20 protein-coding genes are annotated in these 20,339 nt (G+C 73.5%); 17 read left to right on the top strand and 3 right to left on the bottom strand.

Annotated elements, in window-relative coordinates:
• Positions 1–47: 47 nt before the first annotated feature.
• The 5 genes from lysS to mshA all read left to right on the top strand — a co-directional run bounded on the left by lysS (position 48) and on the right by mshA (position 4,913).
• Positions 48–1,583 (top strand): lysine--tRNA ligase, encoded by a 1,536-nt coding sequence (gene lysS, locus EYB28_RS17790; protein ID WP_166850703.1) that lies wholly within the window; start codon positions 48–50, stop codon positions 1,581–1,583.
• A gap of 15 nt (positions 1,584–1,598) precedes the next feature.
• Positions 1,599–1,763, top strand: coding sequence for a hypothetical protein (locus EYB28_RS17785; protein ID WP_166850702.1), 165 nt, complete (start codon positions 1,599–1,601; stop codon positions 1,761–1,763).
• Between the two features lie 94 nt (positions 1,764–1,857).
• Positions 1,858–2,190, top strand: a complete 333-nt coding sequence (locus EYB28_RS17780; protein ID WP_166850700.1) for an Lsr2 family protein — start codon at positions 1,858–1,860, stop codon at positions 2,188–2,190.
• Between the two features lie 276 nt (positions 2,191–2,466).
• A complete protein-coding gene (locus EYB28_RS17775) occupies positions 2,467–3,549 on the top strand; it encodes a beta-propeller fold lactonase family protein (protein WP_166850698.1) in 1,083 nt (360 codons plus the stop codon).
• On the top strand, positions 3,549–4,913 hold the full coding sequence (mshA, locus tag EYB28_RS17770; RefSeq protein WP_166850696.1) for a D-inositol-3-phosphate glycosyltransferase: 1,365 nt from the start codon (positions 3,549–3,551) through the stop codon (positions 4,911–4,913). Before EYB28_RS17775 ends, mshA begins: the two co-directional genes overlap by 1 nt.
• Positions 4,914–5,015: 102 nt before the next feature.
• On the opposite strand, the gene EYB28_RS17765 is transcribed toward mshA, so the two are convergent.
• Positions 5,016–6,002, bottom strand: coding sequence for a type IV toxin-antitoxin system AbiEi family antitoxin domain-containing protein (locus EYB28_RS17765; protein ID WP_166850694.1), 987 nt, complete (start codon positions 6,000–6,002; stop codon positions 5,016–5,018).
• 236 nt (positions 6,003–6,238) lie between these two features.
• Here EYB28_RS17765 and EYB28_RS17760 point away from each other — a divergent pair, with 236 nt between their 5' ends.
• The 3 genes from EYB28_RS17760 (at position 6,239) to EYB28_RS17750 (ending at position 10,260) form a co-directional block, all read left to right on the top strand.
• Positions 6,239–6,679 (top strand): nitroreductase family deazaflavin-dependent oxidoreductase, encoded by a 441-nt coding sequence (locus EYB28_RS17760; RefSeq protein ID WP_166850691.1) that lies wholly within the window; start codon positions 6,239–6,241, stop codon positions 6,677–6,679.
• A 150-nt stretch (positions 6,680–6,829) separates the two neighbouring features.
• Positions 6,830–7,570 (top strand): phosphoglyceromutase, encoded by a 741-nt coding sequence (locus EYB28_RS17755; RefSeq protein WP_166850689.1) that lies wholly within the window; start codon positions 6,830–6,832, stop codon positions 7,568–7,570.
• Positions 7,571–7,818: 248 nt separating this feature from the next.
• Positions 7,819–10,260 (top strand): polysaccharide lyase 8 family protein, encoded by a 2,442-nt coding sequence (locus tag EYB28_RS17750; RefSeq protein ID WP_166850686.1) that lies wholly within the window; start codon positions 7,819–7,821, stop codon positions 10,258–10,260.
• A 92-nt stretch (positions 10,261–10,352) separates the two neighbouring features.
• On the opposite strand, the gene phoU is transcribed toward EYB28_RS17750, so the two are convergent.
• Entirely contained in the window at positions 10,353–11,021 is a 669-nt protein-coding gene (gene phoU, locus EYB28_RS17745) for a phosphate signaling complex protein PhoU (protein WP_166850683.1), read from the bottom strand.
• Between the two features lie 173 nt (positions 11,022–11,194).
• On the opposite strand from phoU, the gene EYB28_RS17740 reads away from it, so the two are divergent.
• The 6 genes from EYB28_RS17740 to pstB all read left to right on the top strand — a co-directional run bounded on the left by EYB28_RS17740 (position 11,195) and on the right by pstB (position 17,416).
• Positions 11,195–12,475, top strand: coding sequence for a cell wall metabolism sensor histidine kinase WalK (locus EYB28_RS17740; protein WP_166850680.1), 1,281 nt, complete (start codon positions 11,195–11,197; stop codon positions 12,473–12,475).
• The gene (locus tag EYB28_RS17735; protein ID WP_166850677.1) at positions 12,472–13,188 is read left to right on the top strand and encodes a response regulator transcription factor; all 717 of its coding nucleotides are present in this window, start codon (positions 12,472–12,474) and stop codon (positions 13,186–13,188) included. Before EYB28_RS17740 ends, EYB28_RS17735 begins: the two co-directional genes overlap by 4 nt.
• Positions 13,189–13,390: 202 nt before the next feature.
• Positions 13,391–14,500: a phosphate ABC transporter substrate-binding protein PstS gene (locus tag EYB28_RS17730; protein WP_240930628.1), complete on the top strand. Its 1,110-nt coding sequence runs from the start codon at positions 13,391–13,393 to the stop codon at positions 14,498–14,500.
• A 120-nt stretch (positions 14,501–14,620) separates the two neighbouring features.
• Complete coding sequence (gene pstC, locus EYB28_RS17725; RefSeq protein WP_166850671.1) at positions 14,621–15,613, top strand: phosphate ABC transporter permease subunit PstC; 993 nt, start codon at positions 14,621–14,623, stop codon at positions 15,611–15,613.
• Positions 15,613–16,575, top strand: a complete 963-nt coding sequence (gene pstA / locus EYB28_RS17720; protein WP_166850668.1) for a phosphate ABC transporter permease PstA — start codon at positions 15,613–15,615, stop codon at positions 16,573–16,575. The genes pstC and pstA overlap by 1 nt, the downstream gene beginning before the upstream one ends.
• A 61-nt stretch (positions 16,576–16,636) precedes the next feature.
• Positions 16,637–17,416, top strand: a complete 780-nt coding sequence (gene pstB / locus EYB28_RS17715) for a phosphate ABC transporter ATP-binding protein PstB (protein WP_166850665.1) — start codon at positions 16,637–16,639, stop codon at positions 17,414–17,416.
• Positions 17,417–17,623: 207 nt separating this feature from the next.
• Here pstB and EYB28_RS17710 read toward each other — a convergent pair whose 3' ends face one another.
• Complete coding sequence (locus EYB28_RS17710) at positions 17,624–18,118, bottom strand: hypothetical protein (protein WP_166850662.1); 495 nt, start codon at positions 18,116–18,118, stop codon at positions 17,624–17,626.
• 251 nt (positions 18,119–18,369) lie between these two features.
• On the opposite strand from EYB28_RS17710, the gene EYB28_RS17705 reads away from it, so the two are divergent.
• The 3 genes from EYB28_RS17705 to ispF all read left to right on the top strand — a co-directional run bounded on the left by EYB28_RS17705 (position 18,370) and on the right by ispF (position 20,211).
• Entirely contained in the window at positions 18,370–18,852 is a 483-nt protein-coding gene (locus EYB28_RS17705; protein ID WP_166850658.1) for a CarD family transcriptional regulator, read from the top strand.
• Positions 18,853–18,970: 118 nt separating this feature from the next.
• Entirely contained in the window at positions 18,971–19,714 is a 744-nt protein-coding gene (gene ispD, locus EYB28_RS17700) for a 2-C-methyl-D-erythritol 4-phosphate cytidylyltransferase (RefSeq protein WP_166850655.1), read from the top strand.
• Positions 19,715–19,722: 8 nt separating this feature from the next.
• Complete coding sequence (gene ispF, locus EYB28_RS17695; protein ID WP_166852713.1) at positions 19,723–20,211, top strand: 2-C-methyl-D-erythritol 2,4-cyclodiphosphate synthase; 489 nt, start codon at positions 19,723–19,725, stop codon at positions 20,209–20,211.
• Positions 20,212–20,339 lie beyond the last annotated feature (128 nt).

Genomic DNA, 20,339 nt, shown 5'->3' with positions numbered 1-20,339 from the left:
GCTCGGGGCCGGGCGGGTGTGAGCCGGGTCGCCCGTAGAATCGTGGGGTGACTTCCCCGCAGACCGCGCCCGCCGGCGCGCCCCCCGCCGACACGCCCGCCGTCGACGACCTGCCGGAGCAGCTCCGCGTCCGTCGCGAGAAGCGGGAGCGCCTCCTGGCGTCCGGCGTCGACCCGTACCCGGTCGGTGTGCCGGTCACGCACTCGATCGCCGCGGTCCGGTCGGCCTACGGCCACCTCGAGGCGGGGCAGGAGACGGACGACGTCGTCGGCGTCGCCGGTCGCGTCGTCTTCCTGCGCAACACGGGCAAGCTCTGCTTCGTCACCCTGCAGGACGGCGAGGGGAACCGCCTGCAGGCGATGCTGAGCCAGAAGGTGGTCGGCGAGGAGTCGCTGGCCGCGTTCAAGACCGACGTCGACCTGGGCGACCACCTGTTCGCCCACGGCCGCGTCGGCGCGTCCCGCCGCGGCGAGCTGAGCATCTTCGCGGACTCCTGGCAGCTCGCCGCCAAGGCGCTGCGCCCGCTGCCCGTCCTCCACAAGGATCTCTCGGAGGAGGCGCGGGTCCGCCAGCGCTACGTCGACCTCATCGCGCGCCCGGCGGCCCGCGAGATGGTGCGCACCCGGGCCGGCGTCATGCGGTCCCTGCGCGAGAACTTCCACCGGCGTGAATTCCTCGAGGTCGAGACGCCGATGCTGCAGACGATCGCCTCGGGCGCGGCGGCCCGGCCATTCTCCACGCACATGAACGCCTATGACATCGAGCTGTTCATGCGAATCGCTCCCGAGCTCTTCCTCAAGCGCGCCGTCGTGGGCGGGGTGGAAAAGGTCTTCGAGATCAATCGCAACTTCCGCAACGAGGGCGCCGACTCCACGCACTCGCCGGAGTTCGCGATGCTGGAGGCGTACGAGGCCTACGGGGACTACGACACGATCGGGGCGCTCACCCAGGACCTCGTGCAGACCGCCGCGCGGGAGGTGCTCGGCACCACCGTGGTGACGCTGCCCGACGGCGAGGAGTACGACTTGGGCGGCGAATGGGCGCAGATCACGATGTACGGCTCGTTGTCGGAGGCGCTTGGTCAGGAGATCACGCCGGCCACGCCGACGGCGGAGCTGCTCGCGCTCGCGGAGAAGGCGGAGATCTCCGTCGACGTGGCGCGGACGAACCGCGGCAAGCTCGTCGAGGAGCTGTGGGAGCACCACGTCGGCGACACGCTGCACGCGCCCACGTTCGTGCGCGACTTCCCGATCGAGACCTCCCCGCTGGTCCGTGCCCACCGCGACGTCGAGGGCGTCGTGGAGAAGTGGGACCTGTACGTGCGCGGGTTCGAGCTCGCCACCGGCTACTCCGAGCTCGTGGACCCGGTGGTCCAGCGGGAACGGTTCGCCGAGCAGGCGCGTCTCGCCGCCGCGGGCGACGACGAGGCGATGCGCCTCGACGAGGACTTCCTGGAGGCGATGGAGTACGCGATGCCTCCGATGGGCGGCATGGGCATGGGGATCGACCGGCTGCTCATGGCCCTGACCGGGCTGGGAATTCGCGAGACGATCCTGTTCCCCCTCGTGAAGCCGACCACCTGACGAATCGAGATCCACATGAGCACGTTCTGGGCCATCATCGCGGGACTCGTCCCGTCGATCGGTGTCGGGCTGCTGTTCTGGCTCGCCATGCGCAAGATCATGCACGCCGACCGCAACGAGCGTGAGGCGCTCGACCGCTTGGACGAGTCCGCGCGCCCCGGCATGATCGACGCCAAGTGAGCTGATTTCCGGGTGTGAAGATTGACATCGCGGCAGTGACAAAGGCATTCTTTGCGGGAAAGTATTCTTCGAATCGCCGGAAAGGTGCCCACCCGTGGTGCAGAAGCAGCAGATCGTCCTGATCGACGATATCGACGGCAGCGACGCGGACGAGACCGTGACCTTTGCTCTCGACGGTGTCTCCTACGAGATCGACCTCACCTCGAAGCACGCGGCGGAGCTGCGCGACGCCCTCGCCACGTGGATCGGCCACGGCCGCAAGCAGGCCGGTCGCGCCGCCGGCGCGCGCACCCCGGCCCGCCGCACGCAGACCGACCGGGCGCAGCTCGCCAAGATCCGCGAGTGGGCCCGCGAGAACGGCCACAAGGTGAGCGACCGCGGCCGCATCCCGGCGGCGGTCCTGTCCGCCTACGAGGCCGCGCACTGACCGCGGCCCCGCACGGCCGCCGACCGGCGGCCCCGACGACGCCCCGCCCGGGACACCGGGCGGGGCGTCGTCGTCCGTGCGGGCGGTCGCGTGCGCGGTCATAGAGGTCGCGCGAACAGGCAGCGTCGAGGCGAGCGGTGTCCCGGTGCGTGCCTCGCGAGGCGGACGAGCGAAGGACGGGCGGAGCCCATTCGAGCGAGGACAACGCTGCGAGGTGCGTGCCGGGGCGACGCTCGGCCGGCGTTGCCTGTCCGCGCGACCTCATAGTCTGGGGGCATGACGGAATCGACCTCGCGCGCCCTGTGGATCGGCACCTACCCGGCACCGGGTGCCGCGGCCGGGAGCGGCGAGGGCATCTGGTCCGTGGACGTCGACCGCGCCGACGGCCGCGTGCGGGGCGGGCGGCTCGCCGCCGCGGCGGCCGCGCCGTCGTTCCTGGCGCTGCACCCCGGCGGCCGCACCCTGTACGCGGTGAGCGAGACGCCCGCGGGCTCCCTCCTCGCCTTCGACGTCGAGGGGGAGCCGGGGACGGACGCGAAGCTCGTGCCGGCGGGGGCCGTCCCGAGCGGCGGCGACGCCCCCTGCCACGTCCTGGCGGGCGGCGCGGAGGTGTGGGTGGCGAACTACGGCGACGGCGTCGCGGCCGCGGCGTCGGTGGACGCCGGCTCGGGCCGGCTCGCCGCCGGGGCGCCGCGTACCTTCGCCGGGTCCGGCAGCGGCCCGGTCGCGGCGCGGCAGGGCGGCCCGCACGCGCACTTCGTGGCCGACGTCGACGGGCAGGTGCTGGTCAGCGACCTGGGCGCGGACGTGCTGAGGCGCTACGCGGACGGCGGCGACGCCGGCGTCGCCGCGACCCTCCCGCCGGGCACGGGGCCGCGCCACCTGGTCCGCCTCCCCGACGGCTCGCTCGTCGTCGTCGGCGAGCTCGACGCCCGCGCCCACGTGCTGGTGCGCGACGGCGACGGCTGGTCGCCGGCGTCCGCCGTGCCGCTGCACCCCGGCGCCGAGGCGGGCACGCATTTCGCCGCGCACGTCACGCTGAGCGCCGACGGGACCCGGCTGCACGTGACGGTGCGCGGGTCGGACGTGCTGGCGGTGCACCGGGTGCGCCGACCGGACGGTGGGGCGCCGCCGGTGCTGGAGCACCTGGCCGACGTGCCGCTCGGCGACGGCGGGTGGCCCCGGCACCACGCCGTCGTGGCGTCGCCGGACGACGGGCAGGACGCCGAGCTGGTCGTCGTGGCGCTGCAGGGCACCCGCGAGCTCGCGACGGTCGCGCTCGACCCGGTGACCGGTACCGGCGAGGTCACCTCGCGGTACGCGATGCCGACGCCACCCGCCTGCGTGCTGGAGGCGTGATGGGCGGCCCGGGCGAGGAGCACGCCACGGCGCCGGGGCGGGGCCCCCGCGTCGCGATGCTGTCCGTGCACACGTCGCCGCTCGATCAGCCGGGCACGGGGGACGCCGGCGGGATGAACGTCTACGAGCTCGAGCTCGCCCGGGGCCTGGCGCGGCGGGGCGCCGAGGTCGAGATCTACACGCGGGCCACGTCGTCGTCCCAGCCCCGGGTGGTCGACGCCGAGCCGGGCATCCGCGTGGTGCACGTCCAGGCGGGGCCGTACGAGGGGCTGGACAAGAACGACCTGCCCGGCCAGCTGTGCGCCTTCACGGCCGGGGTGCTGCGGGCCGAGGCGCACCGCCCGCCGCGATGGTACGACGTCGTGCACAGCCACTACTGGCTGTCCGGGCAGGTGGGGTGGCTCGCCGCGGAGCGGTGGGACGTGCCGCTGGTGCACACGATGCACACGATGGCGAAGGTGAAGAATGCCGCGCTCGCGCCCGGCGACACGCCGGAGCCGCTGGGGCGGGTCGTGGGGGAGGAGCAGGTCGTCGCGGCCGCGGACGGGCTCGTCGCCTCCACCCGCGAGGAGGCCGACGACCTGGTCGCCGGGTACGGGGCGGACCCGGACCGCGTGCACGTCGTGGCGCCGGGGGTCGACCTCGCCGCCTTCGCCCCGCCCCCGGAGGGCACCGACGGCCGGCGGGCGGCGCGCGAGCGGCTCGGGCTGCCGACGGACCGTCCGGTGGTGCTGTTCGCGGGGCGGGTCCAGCTGCTCAAAGGCCCGGACGTGCTCGTGCGGGCGCTCGGCGTGCTGGCCGACCACGCGGCGGAGTCGGTGCCGGCGGGCGCCGGGCCGCGCGACGCGGCCGAGGCCTGGCGCGACGGCGGCGGCCCGCACGTCCCGGCCCTGGTGGTCGTGGGCGGCGCGAGCGGGCGCCCGACGGCGGTGCGCGAGCTGGAGGCCCTGGCCCACCAGGTCGGGGTGAGCGACCACCTGGTCGTCCGTCCGGCCGCCCCGCGCGAGACGCTCGTGGAGTACTTCCGGGCGGCCGACGTGGTCGCGGTGCCGAGCCACAGCGAGTCTTTCGGGCTGGTCGCGGCCGAGGCGCAGGCGGCCGGCGTCCCGGTGGTCGCGGCGGCGGTCGGCGGGCTGCGGACGGTGGTGCAGGACGACGTGTCGGGCGTCCTCGTGCCCGACCACAGCCCGTGGACGTGGGCGCGGGTGCTCGGTGACCTGCTGGGCGACGACGCGCGCCTCTCCCGCCTGGCGGGCGGGGCGCGCCGCGCCAGCGAGAGGTTCAGCTGGGACCGCGCGGCCGTGGCCACGCTGGACGTCTACGCCCAGGCGGCGAAGGTCCACCGCACCCGCCGTCCCGGCTGACCCCCCACCCCCACGGGTGCCGAACATGTGGTTGGTCCGGGATCGACTCCTCCAGTCCCGGACCAATCACATGTTCGACACCCCGGAACCGCATGGTCGGCCTCAACGGGCACGGTTCAGGAACGACCGGACCTCCTGGGCGAGGACGTCGAGAACCTCGTACCCGTACCGGAGGACGTCGACCCGACCCGTGCTGACGATCCGGTTCTGTCGCAGGCGGTCCGCACGCACCGCCTCCGGCGCCGAGTGGAACTCCGAGCCGTCCATCTCGACCACCAGATGGCGACCACGCGGCAGCCGCCAGGCCAGGTCACCCCTGGCTCGACGACCTCCCCGGTGGTCCGCGAGCGGCAGCTGGAGCGTGTCCGGCTCCACCCCGCCGTCGACACACTCGAGCCGCGCGAAGGACTCCAGCGGTGACTCGGCACGACCGTCGGCCAGCTCGAAGAGGTCGTGTCGTGACGCGATGCCACGACGCCCTCTGGCCAGGTCGTGAGTCGCCTCGACCTCGCGCCGGGAGAGCGTGCCCTGGTGCAGGACCGAGTCGAGGACCGCGAGCCCGTTCCTGCGGGGAAGCTCCGGGACGGCCTGGGCGAGCGCCCAGTCCAGTGCTGCTGTCCGCCGGCCGCCGACCGTGACGGTCCGCATCCCGTCGTCGAACTGCCGGAGCGAGACGCCCTCCATGTCGCGCCGGTTGCTCGCCCGCGGCAGCGCCGCCTCCGAGGGGATCGTCGCCGGGAGGCCCGCCACCCCGTGCAGCACCAGGGCGCACCGGCCGACGGCGACCGCGCCGGGCCCGTACGCGAGGAGCGCGGTCCACACCGCCCGCAGTCGGCGGCGGGAGGCGACCCAGGTCGGGGAACCGAGCGCGGTCGCCGTCGAGGGCGTGCCGGGGCCGGTCCACGCGTCGCCGTCCGGGAGACGGACGTCGTAGACGCCCCGGCACACCCTGGTCCAGCGACGGTGCCGGACCAGGGCGGTCAGGGAGTCGGCGTTGATGCCGTGCGTGCGAGCCTGCACGGTCGTGACGAGCCCTGCCTGGTGGCGGGCGAGTCGTGCGAGGGAGTCGGGGACGACGGTGCGGCGCATGCCGGGGACCCTGCCGAGTCCGTGGCGTGTGTCGTGGCGATCTTGCGGCCCGTGGGGACGACGCCGGTCGGGACGGTGGCTGTGGGCAGCGTCGAGCGCTCACGCCGCCACCGTCGACCATGTCTATTCTCGCGGCCGAACATGGTCTGGATCCGGGAACGAGTCCGTAAGTCCCGGACGAACCCCATGTTCGGCGGGACGGGAATGCTGGGCCCGGGCACACGATTGCACGAGGTATGCCGATCACCGGAGAGTATGTCCCCAGCCCGTCGCAGTGGGCGGCCGACCAGGTCGCGAAGTACGAGGAGTCCGGAGGGACGACGGGCACCACGCTCCGCGGGATGCCCGTCGTCGTCCTCACCACCGTCGGGGCGAGGACGGGCAAGGTCCGCAAGACGCCGCTGATGCGGGTGGAGCACGACGGCGCGTACGCCGTCGTCGCCTCCCTGGGCGGTGCGCCGAAGCACCCCGTCTGGTACTACAACGTCCTGGCGCACCCGCGGGTCGAGCTGCAGGACGGCCCCGAGAAGCACGAGTACGTCGCCCGGGAGGTCACGGGCGACGAGAAGGCGCTGTGGTGGGAGCGGTCGGTGGCCGCCTACCCGGACTACGCCGAGTACCAGAAGAAGACCGACCGCGAGATCCCCGTCTTCGTGCTGGAGCGCGCGGACGCCTGACCATGCGGTTCCTCGCCGTCGAACATGTGGTCGCACCGGGACTGACGGCTCGAATCCCGGACTAACCACATGTTCGGCAGGCGGGGTGGCGGGCGTCCGGGATCCGGCCCGCGGTGCAGGCGCCGTGGCGGAGGAGGCAGGATGGGGCCCATGACGTACACCCTCGTGCTGCTCCGCCACGGCGAGAGCGAGTGGAACGCGAAGAACCTCTTCACCGGTTGGGTCGACGTGGCCCTGTCGGAGAAGGGCACGGCCGAGGCGACGCGCGGCGGCGACCTGCTGTCCGAGGCCGGCGTCGCGCCCGACGTCGTGCACACCTCGCTGCTGCGCCGCGCGATCATGACGGCCAACCTCGCCCTCGACACCGCCGACCGGCACTGGATCCCGGTCAAGCGCAGCTGGCGCCTCAACGAGCGCCACTACGGCGACCTGCAGGGCAAGGACAAGAAGCAGGTGCGCGACCAGTACGGCGAAGAGCAGTTCATGCTCTGGCGCCGGTCCTACGACACGCCGCCGCCCGAGATCGAGCTGGGCTCGGAGTTCTCCCAGGACGCCGACCCGCGCTACGCCGACGCGCCCGTGGTGCGCACCGAGTGCCTCAAGGACGTGCTCGAGCGGGCGCTGCCGTACTGGGAGTCCGCGATCGTGCCCGACCTGCAGGCAGGCAAGACGGTGCTCGTGGCGGCGCACGGCAACTCGCTGCGCGCGCTGGTCAAGCACCTGGACGGCATCGACGACGAGACGATCGCCGGGCTGAACATCCCGACCGGCATCCCGCTGGTCTACGAGCTCGACGAGGACACGCTGAAGCCCACGAACCCGGGCGGCACGTACCTCGACCCGGAGGCCGCCAAGGAGGCCATCGCCGCGGTGGCCTCGCAGGGCAAGTGACGGGCGGCCGCTGATCCTCGTCGCCCGGCGCATCACGACGGCCCCGCACCGCACGGTGCGGGGCCGTCGTGCGTCCCGCTCCCGGGCCGGTCCGCGGGTGACGCGGACGTCCACCGCGGCCTCGCGTGTGAGCGTTGTTGATCGGAACCTTGCCAAACAAATCGTGAGGAGGCATTGTGGCGAGCGTCTGCCGTGCACGCCGTCGTGCCCGGCCAGGCGTTTCCGGTTCGACGACGAAGGGACGCCCCATGCGAGACCAGCACCCCCCGACCGCCGCCAGGCCCGGCCTCACCCGCCGGCACGTCCTCCTGGCCGGTGCGGCCGTCCCCGCGGCCGCCGGCCTGCTCGGCGCCTGGCGTGGCCTGCCCGCCGCGCACGCCGCGGACGGTTTCGCCGCCCTGCGGACGCGGTGGGCCGACTACCTCACCGGCGGGCCCGACCTGGACGTGGACCACCCGCAGATCGCCGCGCAGCTCGCCGACCTGTCGTCCCGCGCCCGCGAGGCGCTCGCCGGCGCGGTGCCCTCGCCGTCCGCGGGCGGCGATCTCTGGCCCGACCTGCCGATGAGCGGCCCGACGGAGGGCAACATCTCCCTCACGTACTCCCGGATCCTGCTCGTCGCGACCGCCTGGGCCACGCGCGGCACCGACCAGCACGGCGATCCCGCCACGGCGGAGCGCATCGTCGCCTGGTACCGGCACATGAGCGAGCACTGGTACAACCTCACGATCCGCAAGGCCGGCAACTGGTGGTTCTGGGAGATCGGCATCCCGCGCACCCTCGGCGACCTGTCGGTCCTCGTCGACGGCGAGCTCGAGCAGGCCGATCGCGACGCCGCCGTCGCCGCGATCCGGCGCTTCACCCCGAACCCGAACTTCCGCGGCACCGGGACCTTCGCCGAGACCGGCGGCAACCGCGCCGACAAGGCGCTCGCGTGCCTGCTGCGCGGTATCACTGCCCGCGACGAGGCCGACATGGTCCTCGCGCGCGACGCCCTGAGCGACGTCGTCGGCGGCGGCCGGCGCAGCCTCTTCCGGTACGTCACGTCCGGCAACGGCTTCTACGCCGACGGCTCGTACATCGACCACTCGTACCTGCCGTACGTCGGCACCTACGGCAACGTCGCGCTCGCCGGCATCGCGCGCTCGCTCATGCTGGTCGCCGGCAGCCCCTGGGACGTCACCGACCCGGACGTCTCCGTGATCCTCGACGCCCCCGAGCGCTCGTTCGCGCCGTTCGTCCGGCACGGCCGCATGATGGAGACGGTCCGCGGCCGGGCCGTGTCCCGCGAGCACGAACGCGACTTCACCGACGGGTTCGCCACCGCGAGCTCGCTGCTCCTGCTGGCCGCCGGCCTGGGCGACCCGTACCGCACCAGGTACCGGGAGCTGGCCAAGGGCTGGCTCACCCGATGCACGGAGGACTACACGGCCTCGGCCTCGATCACCGACCTGTCCCGCGCGCTCCCGCTGCTCGCCGACGACGGCGTCGCGGCGGCGCCCGAGCCCGTCGGCCACCAGCAGTTCGGCACGCAGGAGCGGATGGTCCACCGCGGCGAGGGCTGGGCGTACACCGTCGCGACGTCCTCGTCGCGGATCGGACGCTACGAGTGGGGCAACAACGAGAACAACCTGGGCTGGCACCAGGGCGACGGCGCCGCCTACCTGTCCGTGGACGGAGACCAGGGGCAGTTCGCCGACGACTACTGGCCCACCGTCGACCCGTACCGTCTGCCCGGCACGACGGCGTCGCTCGCCGTGCGCGGCTCCGGCGAGTCGGGCGCGGGCACCGGCATCCCGCGGGCGCGCAACTCCTGGGCGGGCGGTGTCGGCCTCGCCGGCCGGTGGGGCACCGCCGGGATGGACCTCACCAACAGCCTGGAGAACCTGCGGGCCCGCAAGTCGTGGTTCCTCGTCGACGACGCCGTGGTCGCGCTCGGCTCGGGCGTGGACGTCACCGAGTCCGACGCGGTCACCGTCGTGGAGAACCGCGGGTCCGCCGTCGGCTCCCCGCCGACGTTCCTGCTGGACGGGGCCGCCGTCACCGGGCCGGTCGAGAGCGCCGCGCCGTCGTGGGCCCACGTGGCGGGCGTGGGCGGCTACGTGTTCCTCGGGGATCAGGCGGTCAGCGCCAACTCGGCCCCCCGCTCCGGGACGTGGCGCGACGTGAACTCCGGCGCCGACACCGGCGGATCCGACGTCGAGCGCAGCCGGCACTACGCGACGCTGTGCGTCACCCACCCGACAGGGACGGAGGGCGGCCGGTACGGCTACGTGATCCTCCCGGGCGCGAGCGCCGAGCGCACCGCCGAGGTCGCCGCCGACCACCGCGAGGAGCTCGGCGTCGAGGTGCTGCGGCAGGACGCGACCGCGCACGTGGTACGAGTGGTGCGCCGGGGCCGGTGGTTCCTGTTCGCCCACCTGTTCGGGGCGACCGACGAGGGGCCGGTCCGTGCGACCGGTCCGTGCGCGGTGCTGGTCTCCGGGACGGCGCGTACCGCCGACCTCGCGGTGTCCTCGCCGTCGAAGTCGATCGAGCACGCCACGATCGAGATCGACCTCGACCGGCCGCTGCACCGCGTCACCGCCGCGCACGACCGGCTCGACGTCACCGGTGGTCGCACGGTCCGGGTCGACGCGACCTTCGCCCACGCGTCCGGTGCGTCGTTCGAGGCGTCCCTGGCCGGCTGACCGGCCTGACGCGGCCGGGTCGGCACTCCGTCCTCGGGTCGGCACGAAAGTGTGCCGACCCGAGGACGGTGTGCCGGTGCCGCGGTGGAGGCTCAGGCCTCCGTGGCGGGCTCGGGCTCCGGCTCGAAGTCGCCCGTGACGAGGAAGGTGACGCGGCGCGCGACGGACACCGCGTGGTCGCCGAACCGCTCGTAGTACCGGCCGAGCAGGGTGACGTCGATGGTCTCCTGCGGGCCGCCCGCCCACCCGGGAGCCAGCAGCGCCGCGAACGTGTCCTGGTGCAGGGCGTCGAGCAGGTCGTCGTCCTGCTCGATCTCGGCGGCGAGCGCGACGTCGCGCGTCTCCAGCAGCGACGTCGTGCGCTGGGCGACGTGCACCGCCGCGTCCTGCATCCTGGCGAACGTCTCCCGCGTCGACGCGGGCACCGCCTGGCCCGGGAACCGGCCGCGCGCGACCTCGGCCACGTGGCGCGCCAGGTCGCCCATCCGCTCGAGGGAGGCGCTGATGCGCAGCGCGCTGATCACGACGCGCAGGTCCGTCGCGACGGGGGCCTGCTGCGCGAGCAGGTGCACGCACCGCTCGTCCAGGGTGCTCTCGAGCCGGTCGATGGCATGGTCGGCCGCGATGACCTCCTGGGCGAGCAGGTGGTCTGCGTCCAGGAGCGCGGTGCCCGCACGGGTGACCGCGGACTCCACGAGCCGGCTCATCTCGATCAGGTCGTCACCGACCTGCCGCAGCTCGGCCTCGAAGATCTCACGCATGGATGTTCCTCTCGATCAGGAAGGGGCTCCCTCCGAGGCTGCCACGCCCCGGGGACGAGGCGAGGACCACAAGGTGAACGCGGGGCACCTCGAAGGTGAACAGTCGACGACGGGTCGCTGAGCAGTTCGGATTCCCGACCGCTCGGCCGACCGCGCCCGCCTAGGCTGAGACGGTGGACGATTTCATCCCGGGCGTCACGGCGGTCGTCGCCGGCGTCCTCGGCGTCGTGGTGGGCGTGGTCGCGACCCTCGCCTTCCGCATCTCGGAACGGGTGCAGCGACGCCAGCCCGAGGTGCCGCCCGCCGAGCTCGACGAGGGCCTGGTCCGCGTGCTCGCCGTGCTGCGCTCGGCCGCCGTCGTGCTCGACGCCGAGGACGAGGTCGTGCGGGCGTCGCCGCCCGCCTACGCCCTGGGGGTGGTGCGCGACGACGCGCTCGCCCATCCTGCCATCGTCGACCTCGTCCGGCAGGTGCGCCGCGACGGGGTGATCCGCGAGGAGGAGCTCGAGCTCCCGCGCGGGCCGATCGGCTCCGGCACGGTGCTGCTGCAGGTCCGCGTGGCCACCGTCGGCCCCGAGCTGCTGCTCGTGCTGGCGGAGGACCGCACGGAGGCACGCCGCGTCGAGGCGATCCGCAGGGACTTCGTCGTCAACGTCTCCCACGAGCTCAAGACGCCAGTCGGGGCGCTGGCCCTGCTCGCGGAGACGGTGCAGGACGCCGCGGACGACCCCGTGGCCGTGCGGCGGTTCACCGAGCGCATGCAGGCCGAGGCCACCCGGCTGTCCGCGCTCGTGCAGGAGATCATCGAGCTCTCCCGCCTGCAGGTCGCGGGCGCGCTGCAGGAGGTCTCCGCGATCGGGGTGCGCGAGGTCGTCGACGAGGCCGTCGACCGCGCCCGCACCACGGCGCAGGGCAAGAACATCACGATCACCGCGGGCGGGGACACCGACGCCGTCGTCTACGGCGACCACAACCTCCTCGTCACCGCCGTGCGCAACCTGCTCGACAACGCCGTGTCCTACTCCCCGGAGAACACCCGCGTGGGGGTGGGCGTGCGCGAGCGCGACGGTCTCGTCGAGATCGACGTGGTGGACCAGGGCATCGGCATCGCCGCCGACGAGCAGGACCGCGTCTTCGAGCGGTTCTACCGGGTGGACCCCGCCCGGTCGCGGGACACGGGCGGCACCGGCCTCGGCCTGAGCATCGTCAAGCACGTCGCGGCGGACCACGGCGGCGACGTGCAGATGTGGTCCCAGCCCGGCAAGGGGTCGACGTTCACCCTGCGCATCCCGGCGGCGGACCTGCCGCACGACGACCTGCCCGACCCGCCGCGCGCCCTCGGGGGCGCCGGCGGCAGGGCTCCCTCCGGCGCCGCCGGGCCCCCGTCCGAGGGCGGGCCCGCCGGCACGGCATCCGGCAGTACAGGCAGCTCTGACGAGGAGGTAGGCGCGTGACGCGCATCCTGGTGGTCGAGGACGAGGATTCGTACCGGGACCCGTTGACGTACCAGCTCACCCGCGAGGGGTACGAGGTGGTCGAGGCGTCGAACGGTGTCGACGCGCTCGCGGCGTTCGACGACGGCGGGGCGGACCTGGTGCTGCTCGACCTCATGCTCCCCGGCCTGAGCGGGACGGAGGTGTGCCGCGAGCTGCGGCAGCGCGGCGACGTGCCCGTCATCATGCTCACCGCGAAGGACTCCGAGATCGACAAGGTCGTGGGCCTGGAGCTGGGCGCTGACGACTACGTCACCAAGCCCTACTCGTTCCGCGAGCTGCTCGCGCGGATGCGGGCGGTCATGCGGCGCCGCGGCCCGGGGGCGGCCGACGCCCCGACGAACGGGCACGAGGAGGACGGCGAGTCGGTCCTGGAGGTGGGGCCGGTGCGCATGGACGTCGAGCGGCACACCGTCACCGTCGCCGACGAGACGGTCTCGCTCCCGCTGAAGGAGTTCGACCTGCTCGAGCTGCTGCTGCGCAACGCCGGGCGGGTGCTCACCCGCGGGCAGCTCATCGACCGGGTGTGGGGCGCCGACTACGTCGGGGACACGAAGACCCTCGACGTCCACGTCAAGCGGATCCGGTCCAAGATCGAGACGGACCCGGGGACGCCGCAGCTCCTGCTCACCGTGCGGGGGCTGGGCTACAAGCTGGCCGACGACGAGGCCTGACCCGGAGCACACGCGGAGCCCCGCCGACCGGTCGTGTCGGCGGGGCCTCGTGCGTCGTCCCGGGCCCGCCGGGGACGGCGTCCCGCACTGTTCACCTTCGGTTCACCTGCTCCTGGGCCCCGGGCCACCTTGGCTCCCTAGCGTGCCGAGCGAGGCCGGCGGCCGCCGGCGCAACCAACGCGTGAACAGGATGGAACGACACGTGAAGCTCAGCCGATTCCCCCGTGCTGGATCCGTCGTCGCGGTCGGCGCCCTCGCGCTCACCCTCGCCGCGTGCGGCTCCGACCCCGAGGCCGACACCGGCAGCGGCGGCTCCACCGACTCGGGCGAGACGTCGTCGCTGTCCGGCGAGCTCAGCGGTGGCGGCGCGTCGTCGCAGGAGGCTGCCATGGAGGCCTGGCGTGCCGGCTTCCAGACGGCGAACCCCGACGCCACCGTCAACTACGACCCCGTCGGCTCGGGCGGTGGCCGCACCGGCTTCGGCGACGGCTCGTACGCCTTCGCCGGCTCCGACGCCGCGCTCGAGGACGACGAGATGGCCGCCGCCGAGGCCCAGTGCGGCGAGGGCGGCGTCATCGAGTTCCCCGGGTACGTCAGCCCGGTGGCCGTGGCGTTCAACCTGCCCGGCATCGACACCCTGAACATGAAGCCCGACGTCATCGCCGGCATCTTCACCGGCGAGATCACCGCCTGGGACGACGAGGCGATCGCGGCGGACAACCCCGACGCCGACCTCCCGAGCACCGACATCACCGTCGTGCACCGCTCCGACGAGTCGGGCACCACGGAGAACTTCCAGGAGTACCTGGCCGCCGCGGCGCCCGACGCGTGGACGTACGACGTCTCCGGCGTCTGGCCGGTCAAGGGCTTCGAGTCCGCGCAGGGCACCTCGGGCGTCGTCTCCGCCGTCGAAGCGGGCGAGGGCTCCATCACCTACGCGGACGCGTCGCAGGTCGGGCAGCTCGGCACCGTCGCGGTCGGCGTCGGCGACGAGTTCGTCCCGTACAGCGCGGAGGCCGCCGCCGAGGTCGTGGCCCAGTCGCCGCGCACGGAGGGCACCGCCGACAGCGTGTACTCGATCGACCTGAAGCGTGACCTGCCGGGCACCTACCCGATCGTGCTGGTCTCCTACTCGCTGGCCTGCGGCACCTACGCCGACGAGAGCACCGCGGAGCTCGTCAAGGGCTTCATGACCTACCTCGTCAGCGAGGAGGGCCAGCAGGCCGCCGCGGACACGGCGGGCTCCGCCCCGCTGTCCGCCGACATCCGCGAGGCGGTTCTGCCGTCGATCGAGGCGATCTCGGCCGGCTGACCACCCGGACGAGCCCGGACACCGACGCCGGTGGCCGGCCGTGACGACGCCCTCCGGGGCGCGGACGGACCGGCCACCGGCTCCGGCGTCGGAAGACCCCCAGCGCATCGAGGAGTACGAGTGACCACCACCGTCAGCCCACCGTCGCCGTCGGCGGCGGGGCGACGCAAGACACGTCGTCGGACGACCGACCGAGGTTTCAACCGGGTGTTCCGGTGGATCGCCGTCGGGGCGGGCGTCCTGATCCTGGCCGTCCTGGCCGCCGTCGCCCTGTTCCTGCTGCAGCAGGCGTGGCCGGCGCTGACCGCGGGGTCCGACGAGCTGGCCGCGGCCGTGCCGCGGTTCCCGGAGGGCACGTCGTTCCTCGGGTTCGTCGGCCCGCTGGTGTTCGGCACGCTCCTCGCCGCCGCGCTGGCGCTGGGCCTGGCGACGCCCGTCGCGATGGGGATCGCGCTGTTCATCTCGCACTACGCCCCGCGCCGGCTCGCGCAGGTGCTCGGCTACCTCGTCGACCTGCTGGCCGCCGTCCCGTCGGTGATCTACGGCCTGTGGGGCATCTCGGTGCTGGGGCCGGCGGCCCTGCCGCTGTGGGAGTGGCTGAACCGCTACCTCGGCTGGTTCCCGCTCTTCGCGGGTGACGTCTCGTCGGCGTCGCGCGCGATGGCGACCGTGGCGGTGGTGCTCGCGGTGATGATCCTGCCGATCATCACCGCCGTCTCGCGCGAGGTGTTCCTGCAGACGCCGAAGCTGCACGAGGAGGCCGCCCTCGCCCTCGGCGCCACCCGCTGGGAGGTCGTGCGCACCGCGGTGCTGCCCTTCGGCCGCTCGGGCGTGATCTCGGCAGCGATGCTCGGCCTCGGGCGGGCGCTCGGCGAGACGATGGCCGTGCTGATGATCCTGTCGCCCGGGTTCCTGTACTCGTTCAAGATCCTCGCGGGCGCGCAGCAGCAGACGATCGCGGCGTACATCGCGGCGGACTTCCCCGAGGCGAGCGGCCTCGCGGTGAACATGCTGATCGCCACCGGCCTCGTGCTGTTCGTCATCACGCTGGCCGTCAACATGCTCGCGCGCGGCATCGTCGCGCGCCGCAAGGACTTCTCGGGGGCCAACTGATGAGCGCGACCGCACCCGCCACCGACACGGCCGAGTCCACCGCCCGCACCCGGGCGCTGCTGACCACCCCCGACACCCGCCGCCGGCGGACCGACCGCACCATGCAGGTGCTCATCTGGGCCGCCTTCGTCCTGGCGATGACCCCGCTCGTCTCCCTCGTCTGGACGGTGCTGAGCAACGGCGCCGCCCGGATGAGCATGGACTTCCTCACCCTGTCGATGCGCAACATCTTCGGCGGGGACCCGAGCGGCGGCATCTACCACGCCATCATGGGCACGCTCGTCATCACGGGTGTCGCCGCCCTGATCTCCGTGCCGGTCGGCATCCTCACGGCGATCTACCTCGTGGAGTACGGCAAGGGGGCGCTCGCCCGCGCCGTGACGTTCTTCATCGACGTGATGACGGGCATCCCGTCGATCGTCGCCGGCCTGTTCGCGATCTCGCTGTTCACGCTGATCCTCGGGCCGGCGGTCCGTATGGGCATCATCGGCGCGGTCGCGCTGTCGGTGCTCATGATCCCGGTCGTCGTGCGCTCCTGCGAGGAGATGCTCAAGCTCGTGCCGAACGATCTCCGCGAGGCCTCGTACGCCCTCGGCGTGCCGAAGTGGCTGACGATCGTCAAGGTCGTGCTGCGCACGTCCGTGGCGGGCCTGACGACCGGTGTCCTGCTCGCTGTCGCCCGCGTGATCGGCGAGACGGCGCCGCTCCTGGTCACCGTCGGCGTCACCGACTCGATCAACGTCAACCCGACGGACGGGCGCATGATGACGCTGCCGGTGTTCATCTACCGGCAGTACATGCAGGGCACGGCCACCTGCCCGGGCGGGGAGTCGGCCACGTGCGTGCCCGACATCGCGATGCAGAGCGCGTGGGGCGCGGCGCTCGTGCTCATCGTCATGGTGCTGGCGCTGAACCTCGTCGGCCGTCTCGTGAACCGCTGGTTCGCCCCCACGCTGCGCTGACCGCGCAGGACCCCGCCCCCGGACCCTGCGCAGAACCGCAGCTGACCCGAAGGAAGCAACGATGGCACAGCGCATCGACGTGAAGGACCTCAACATCTACTACGGCGACTTCCTCGCCGTGCAGGACGTCACGATGACGATCGAGCCGAAGTCGGTGACGGCGTTCATCGGCCCGTCCGGCTGCGGCAAGTCGACGTTCCTGCGGACCCTCAACCGCATGCACGAGGTGATCGACGGCGCCCACGTCGAGGGCACGGTCGCGCTCGAGGGCGTCGACCTGTACGGGGCCGACGTGGACCCGGTGGCCGTGCGCCGCACCGTGGGCATGGTGTTCCAGCGGCCGAACCCGTTCCCGACGATGTCGATCAAGGAGAACGTGCTCGCCGGCGTCCGCCTCAACAACCGCCGGATGAGCCGGTCGGACGCCGACGACCTCGTCGAGTCGTCGCTGCGTGGGGCGAACCTGTGGAACGAGGTGAAGGACCGGCTCGACCGGCCCGGGTCGGGCCTGTCGGGCGGCCAGCAGCAGCGGCTGTGCATCGCGCGGGCGATCGCGGTCAAGCCGCAGGTGCTGCTGATGGACGAGCCGTGCTCGGCCCTGGACCCGATCTCCACGATCGCGATCGAGGACCTCATCGGCGAGCTCAAGCAGAGCTACACGATCGTCATCGTCACCCACAACATGCAGCAGGCGGCCCGCGTCAGCGACCGCACCGCCTTCTTCAACATCGCGGGCACCGGCAAGCCGGGCCGCCTGATCGAGATGGACGACACCTCGACGATCTTCTCCTCGCCGGCCGAGAAGGCCACGGAGGACTACGTCTCCGGCCGCTTCGGCTGAGGGCGGAGGTGCAGCGCAGGGTGGGGGCCGAGGGACGAGGCACCCGCCCGCAGCGGAACCGCAGACCTCGGCCGCGACAGGACGGCTGAGGCCTGCGGTCCCGCTGCGGGCCGGGACGACGAGAGGGGCGGACCACGTCGGCGGTCCGCCCCTCTCGTGCGTTCGGGATCGTGCGTCCGGGTCGCGCCGGCGGCCCGGTGCCGCGGGTCAGGACACGAGGGCGTCCGGCACGTACGGGGCGTACTCCGGCAGGGTGCCGTCGAAGACGGGCAGCCCGAACTCCTCGTCCACGCCGGCGCCCGACAGCGTCGCGTCCAGCTCGCCGCCGGGGTAGGTGTCGATCGCGCCGAGCCGGGCGTCGACGGACTGCTCGGGCTGGTCCGGGGCGCTCAGGTAGACGGTCTCCCCGGCGGGCACGACGAGGGAGACCGTGTCGTTGCCCGCGGTGGCGAGCTCGAACGACACGTCCTCGCCCGAGTCGTTCGCGAGGGCGCCGAGGAGGGCGCCCGGGGCGCCGTCGCCCTCGGACACGACCATGAGGTTGATGCCGCGGACGGAGTCGGTCAGGTTGACGCGCGCGCCGTCCGACGGCGCGTACGGCAGCACGGTGGTCGTGGGGGAGCAGGCGGCCAGCAGGGCGGCCGCGGCCACCGCGCCGGTGGCGACGACGGCGGTACGTGCGGGACGGGCGGAGCGGGACACGTGCTCTCCTTCACGGGCGTGGCCGGCGCGGGCGTGCCTTCACGCCGCGTGCACGGGACAGTCGGGGTCGGAGCCCGCAGGGGGCCCCGGGCCATCTTAACGACGACGTGACGCAGGTTTCGATCCCACCCGCTGGCAGCTCTCTGACCTGCGAAGACGTACCGTTCTGCGGGGTCGGCGCGTCGGCGGAGGCCTCGGGGGTGACACCGCCGCGTGGTAGGATCGTCCACTGGGAAAGGGGACATCTACAGATGACGTTCACAGTAGGCGAGACGGTTGTCTACCCGCATCACGGCGCCGCGCTGATCGAAGAGGTCAAGACGCGCAAGATCCGTGGCGAAGAGAAGATGTACCTCAAGCTCAAGGTCGCCCAGGGCGACCTGACGATCGAGGTCCCGGCGGAGAACGTCGACCTCGTCGGCGTGCGCGACGTGGTCGACCAGGAAGGCCTCGACAAGGTCTTCGACGTGCTGCGTGCGCCGTACACCGAGGAGCCGACCAACTGGTCGCGCCGGTACAAGGCGAACCTCGAGAAGCTGGCCTCCGGCGACGTCATCAAGGTGGGCGAGGTCGTGCGCGACCTCTCGCGCCGCGACGCCGACCGCGGCCTCTCCGCGGGGGAGAAGCGCATGCTGGCCAAGGCGCGGCAGATCCTCGAGTCGGAGGTCGCGCTCGCGGAGGGCGTCGACGAGGAGCGCGCCGCCGCGATCATCGACGAGGTCCTCGCCTCCTGACCCGGCCCGAGACGGACCGTCCAGTGTCGCCGCGCACCATCACCGGTGCGCGGCGACACTCGTCTGACGGGACCTCGGTCGCCCCGCCCGCACCAGCACCCCGCGGAGAGCACCCTCGATGACGACGCTCGCGATCCTCACCGCCGCCGGCTCCGGCACGCGGCTCGGCCGCGACCTGCCCAAGGCCCTGGTCGACCTCGGCGGGCTCCCCCTGGTGCTGCACGCCGCACGCCGGCTCGCCGCCTCCGGCACGGTCGACGCCCTCGTCGTCACCTGCCCGCCCGGCCTCACGGACGCCGTGCAGGACGTCGTCGGCCGCGACGACCTCGTCGACCTGCCCGTGCGCGTCGTGGACGGCGGGACCACCCGGCAGGCGTCCGTGGCCGCCGGGCTGCGCCACGTGCCCGCCGACACCACCGTCGTCCTCGTGCACGACGCCGCCCGGCCCCTCGCCCCGCCCGCGCTGGTGCGCCGCGTCGCCGACGCGGTCCGCACCGGCCATCCCGCCGTCGTCCCGGGCCTGCCCATGGTCGACACGGTCAAGCGGGTCGCGCCCGACGCGGACGGCGACCCGTCGCCCGCCGACGGGCCTCGCGTCGAACGGGTCGTCGAGACACCGGACCGCGCCCTGCTCCGCGTGGTGCAGACCCCGCAGGGCTTCGACCGGGACGTGCTGGTCCGCGCCCACGCCGCCGGCGCCGGCCGCGCCGCCGCCGAGCACCTCGCCGCGTCCGACGACGCCGGCCTCGTCGAGGCCCTCGGCCTGCCCGTGCACGTCGTCGCCGGCGACGAGCACGCCATGAAGATCACCACCGAGCGCGACCTGGTCGTCGCCGGCCTCCTCGTCGAGGAGGAGTCGTGACCACCGGCATGCCCCGCACCGGCGTCGGCGTCGACGTGCACGCGTTCGCCGCCGACACCGACCGCGACCTCTGGCTCGGCGGGCTGCACTGGCCGGGCGAGCGCGGCCTCGCCGGGCACTCGGACGCCGACGTCGCAGCGCACGCCGCCGCCGACGCCCTCTTCTCCGCCGCCGGCATCGGCGACCTCGGCAGCCACTTCGGCACGAGCGAGCCGCGCTGGGCCGGCGCGAGCGGCACGGTGCTCCTCGCCGAGGCCGCCCGCCGGGTCCGCGACGCCGGCTTCGACGTCGGCAACGTCGCCGTCCAGGTGATCGGGAACCGCCCCAAGCTCGGTCCCCGGCGCGCCGAGGCCGAGGCCGTGCTGTCCGACGCCGCCGGGGCGCCCGTGTCCCTCAGCGCCACCACCACCGACGGGCTCGGCCTCACCGGCCGCGGCGAGGGCGTGGCGGCGATCGCGACGGCTCTCGTCGTGCCGCAACCGCAACCCAGGGGATAGCGGTCGGGAGGTCGTGTCGAGAGGCTGGCTGGGTCTGGCAGGAGGGCGCGAGGAACGAGCGGCCGAGCGGCGTGCCTCGCGACACGACCTCCCGACCGCTGTCCCGGCGCCACCCAGGCCCAGCCGGC

Source organism: Isoptericola sp. BMS4, from assembly GCF_011634835.1.
GTDB lineage: Bacteria > Actinomycetota > Actinomycetes > Actinomycetales > Cellulomonadaceae > Isoptericola.
Note: the sequence above shows the minus strand (reverse complement) of the source record. Positions and strands in the feature narration are given on the sequence as shown.

Coding starts and splice junctions, on each gene's coding strand:
- ispF (WP_166852713.1), top strand. CDS start 19,723: ATGCCCCGCACCGGCGTCGGCGTCGACGTGCACGCGTTCGCCGCCGAC.
- EYB28_RS17750 (WP_166850686.1), top strand. CDS start 7,819: ATGCGAGACCAGCACCCCCCGACCGCCGCCAGGCCCGGCCTCACCCGC.
- EYB28_RS17785 (WP_166850702.1), top strand. CDS start 1,599: ATGAGCACGTTCTGGGCCATCATCGCGGGACTCGTCCCGTCGATCGGT.
- mshA (WP_166850696.1), top strand. CDS start 3,549: ATGGGCGGCCCGGGCGAGGAGCACGCCACGGCGCCGGGGCGGGGCCCC.
- EYB28_RS17705 (WP_166850658.1), top strand. CDS start 18,370: ATGACGTTCACAGTAGGCGAGACGGTTGTCTACCCGCATCACGGCGCC.
- EYB28_RS17775 (WP_166850698.1), top strand. CDS start 2,467: ATGACGGAATCGACCTCGCGCGCCCTGTGGATCGGCACCTACCCGGCA.
- ispD (WP_166850655.1), top strand. CDS start 18,971: ATGACGACGCTCGCGATCCTCACCGCCGCCGGCTCCGGCACGCGGCTC.
- pstA (WP_166850668.1), top strand. CDS start 15,613: ATGAGCGCGACCGCACCCGCCACCGACACGGCCGAGTCCACCGCCCGC.
- phoU (WP_166850683.1), bottom strand. CDS start 11,021: ATGCGTGAGATCTTCGAGGCCGAGCTGCGGCAGGTCGGTGACGACCTG.
- pstB (WP_166850665.1), top strand. CDS start 16,637: ATGGCACAGCGCATCGACGTGAAGGACCTCAACATCTACTACGGCGAC.
- EYB28_RS17765 (WP_166850694.1), bottom strand. CDS start 6,002: ATGCGCCGCACCGTCGTCCCCGACTCCCTCGCACGACTCGCCCGCCAC.
- EYB28_RS17755 (WP_166850689.1), top strand. CDS start 6,830: ATGACGTACACCCTCGTGCTGCTCCGCCACGGCGAGAGCGAGTGGAAC.
- EYB28_RS17760 (WP_166850691.1), top strand. CDS start 6,239: ATGCCGATCACCGGAGAGTATGTCCCCAGCCCGTCGCAGTGGGCGGCC.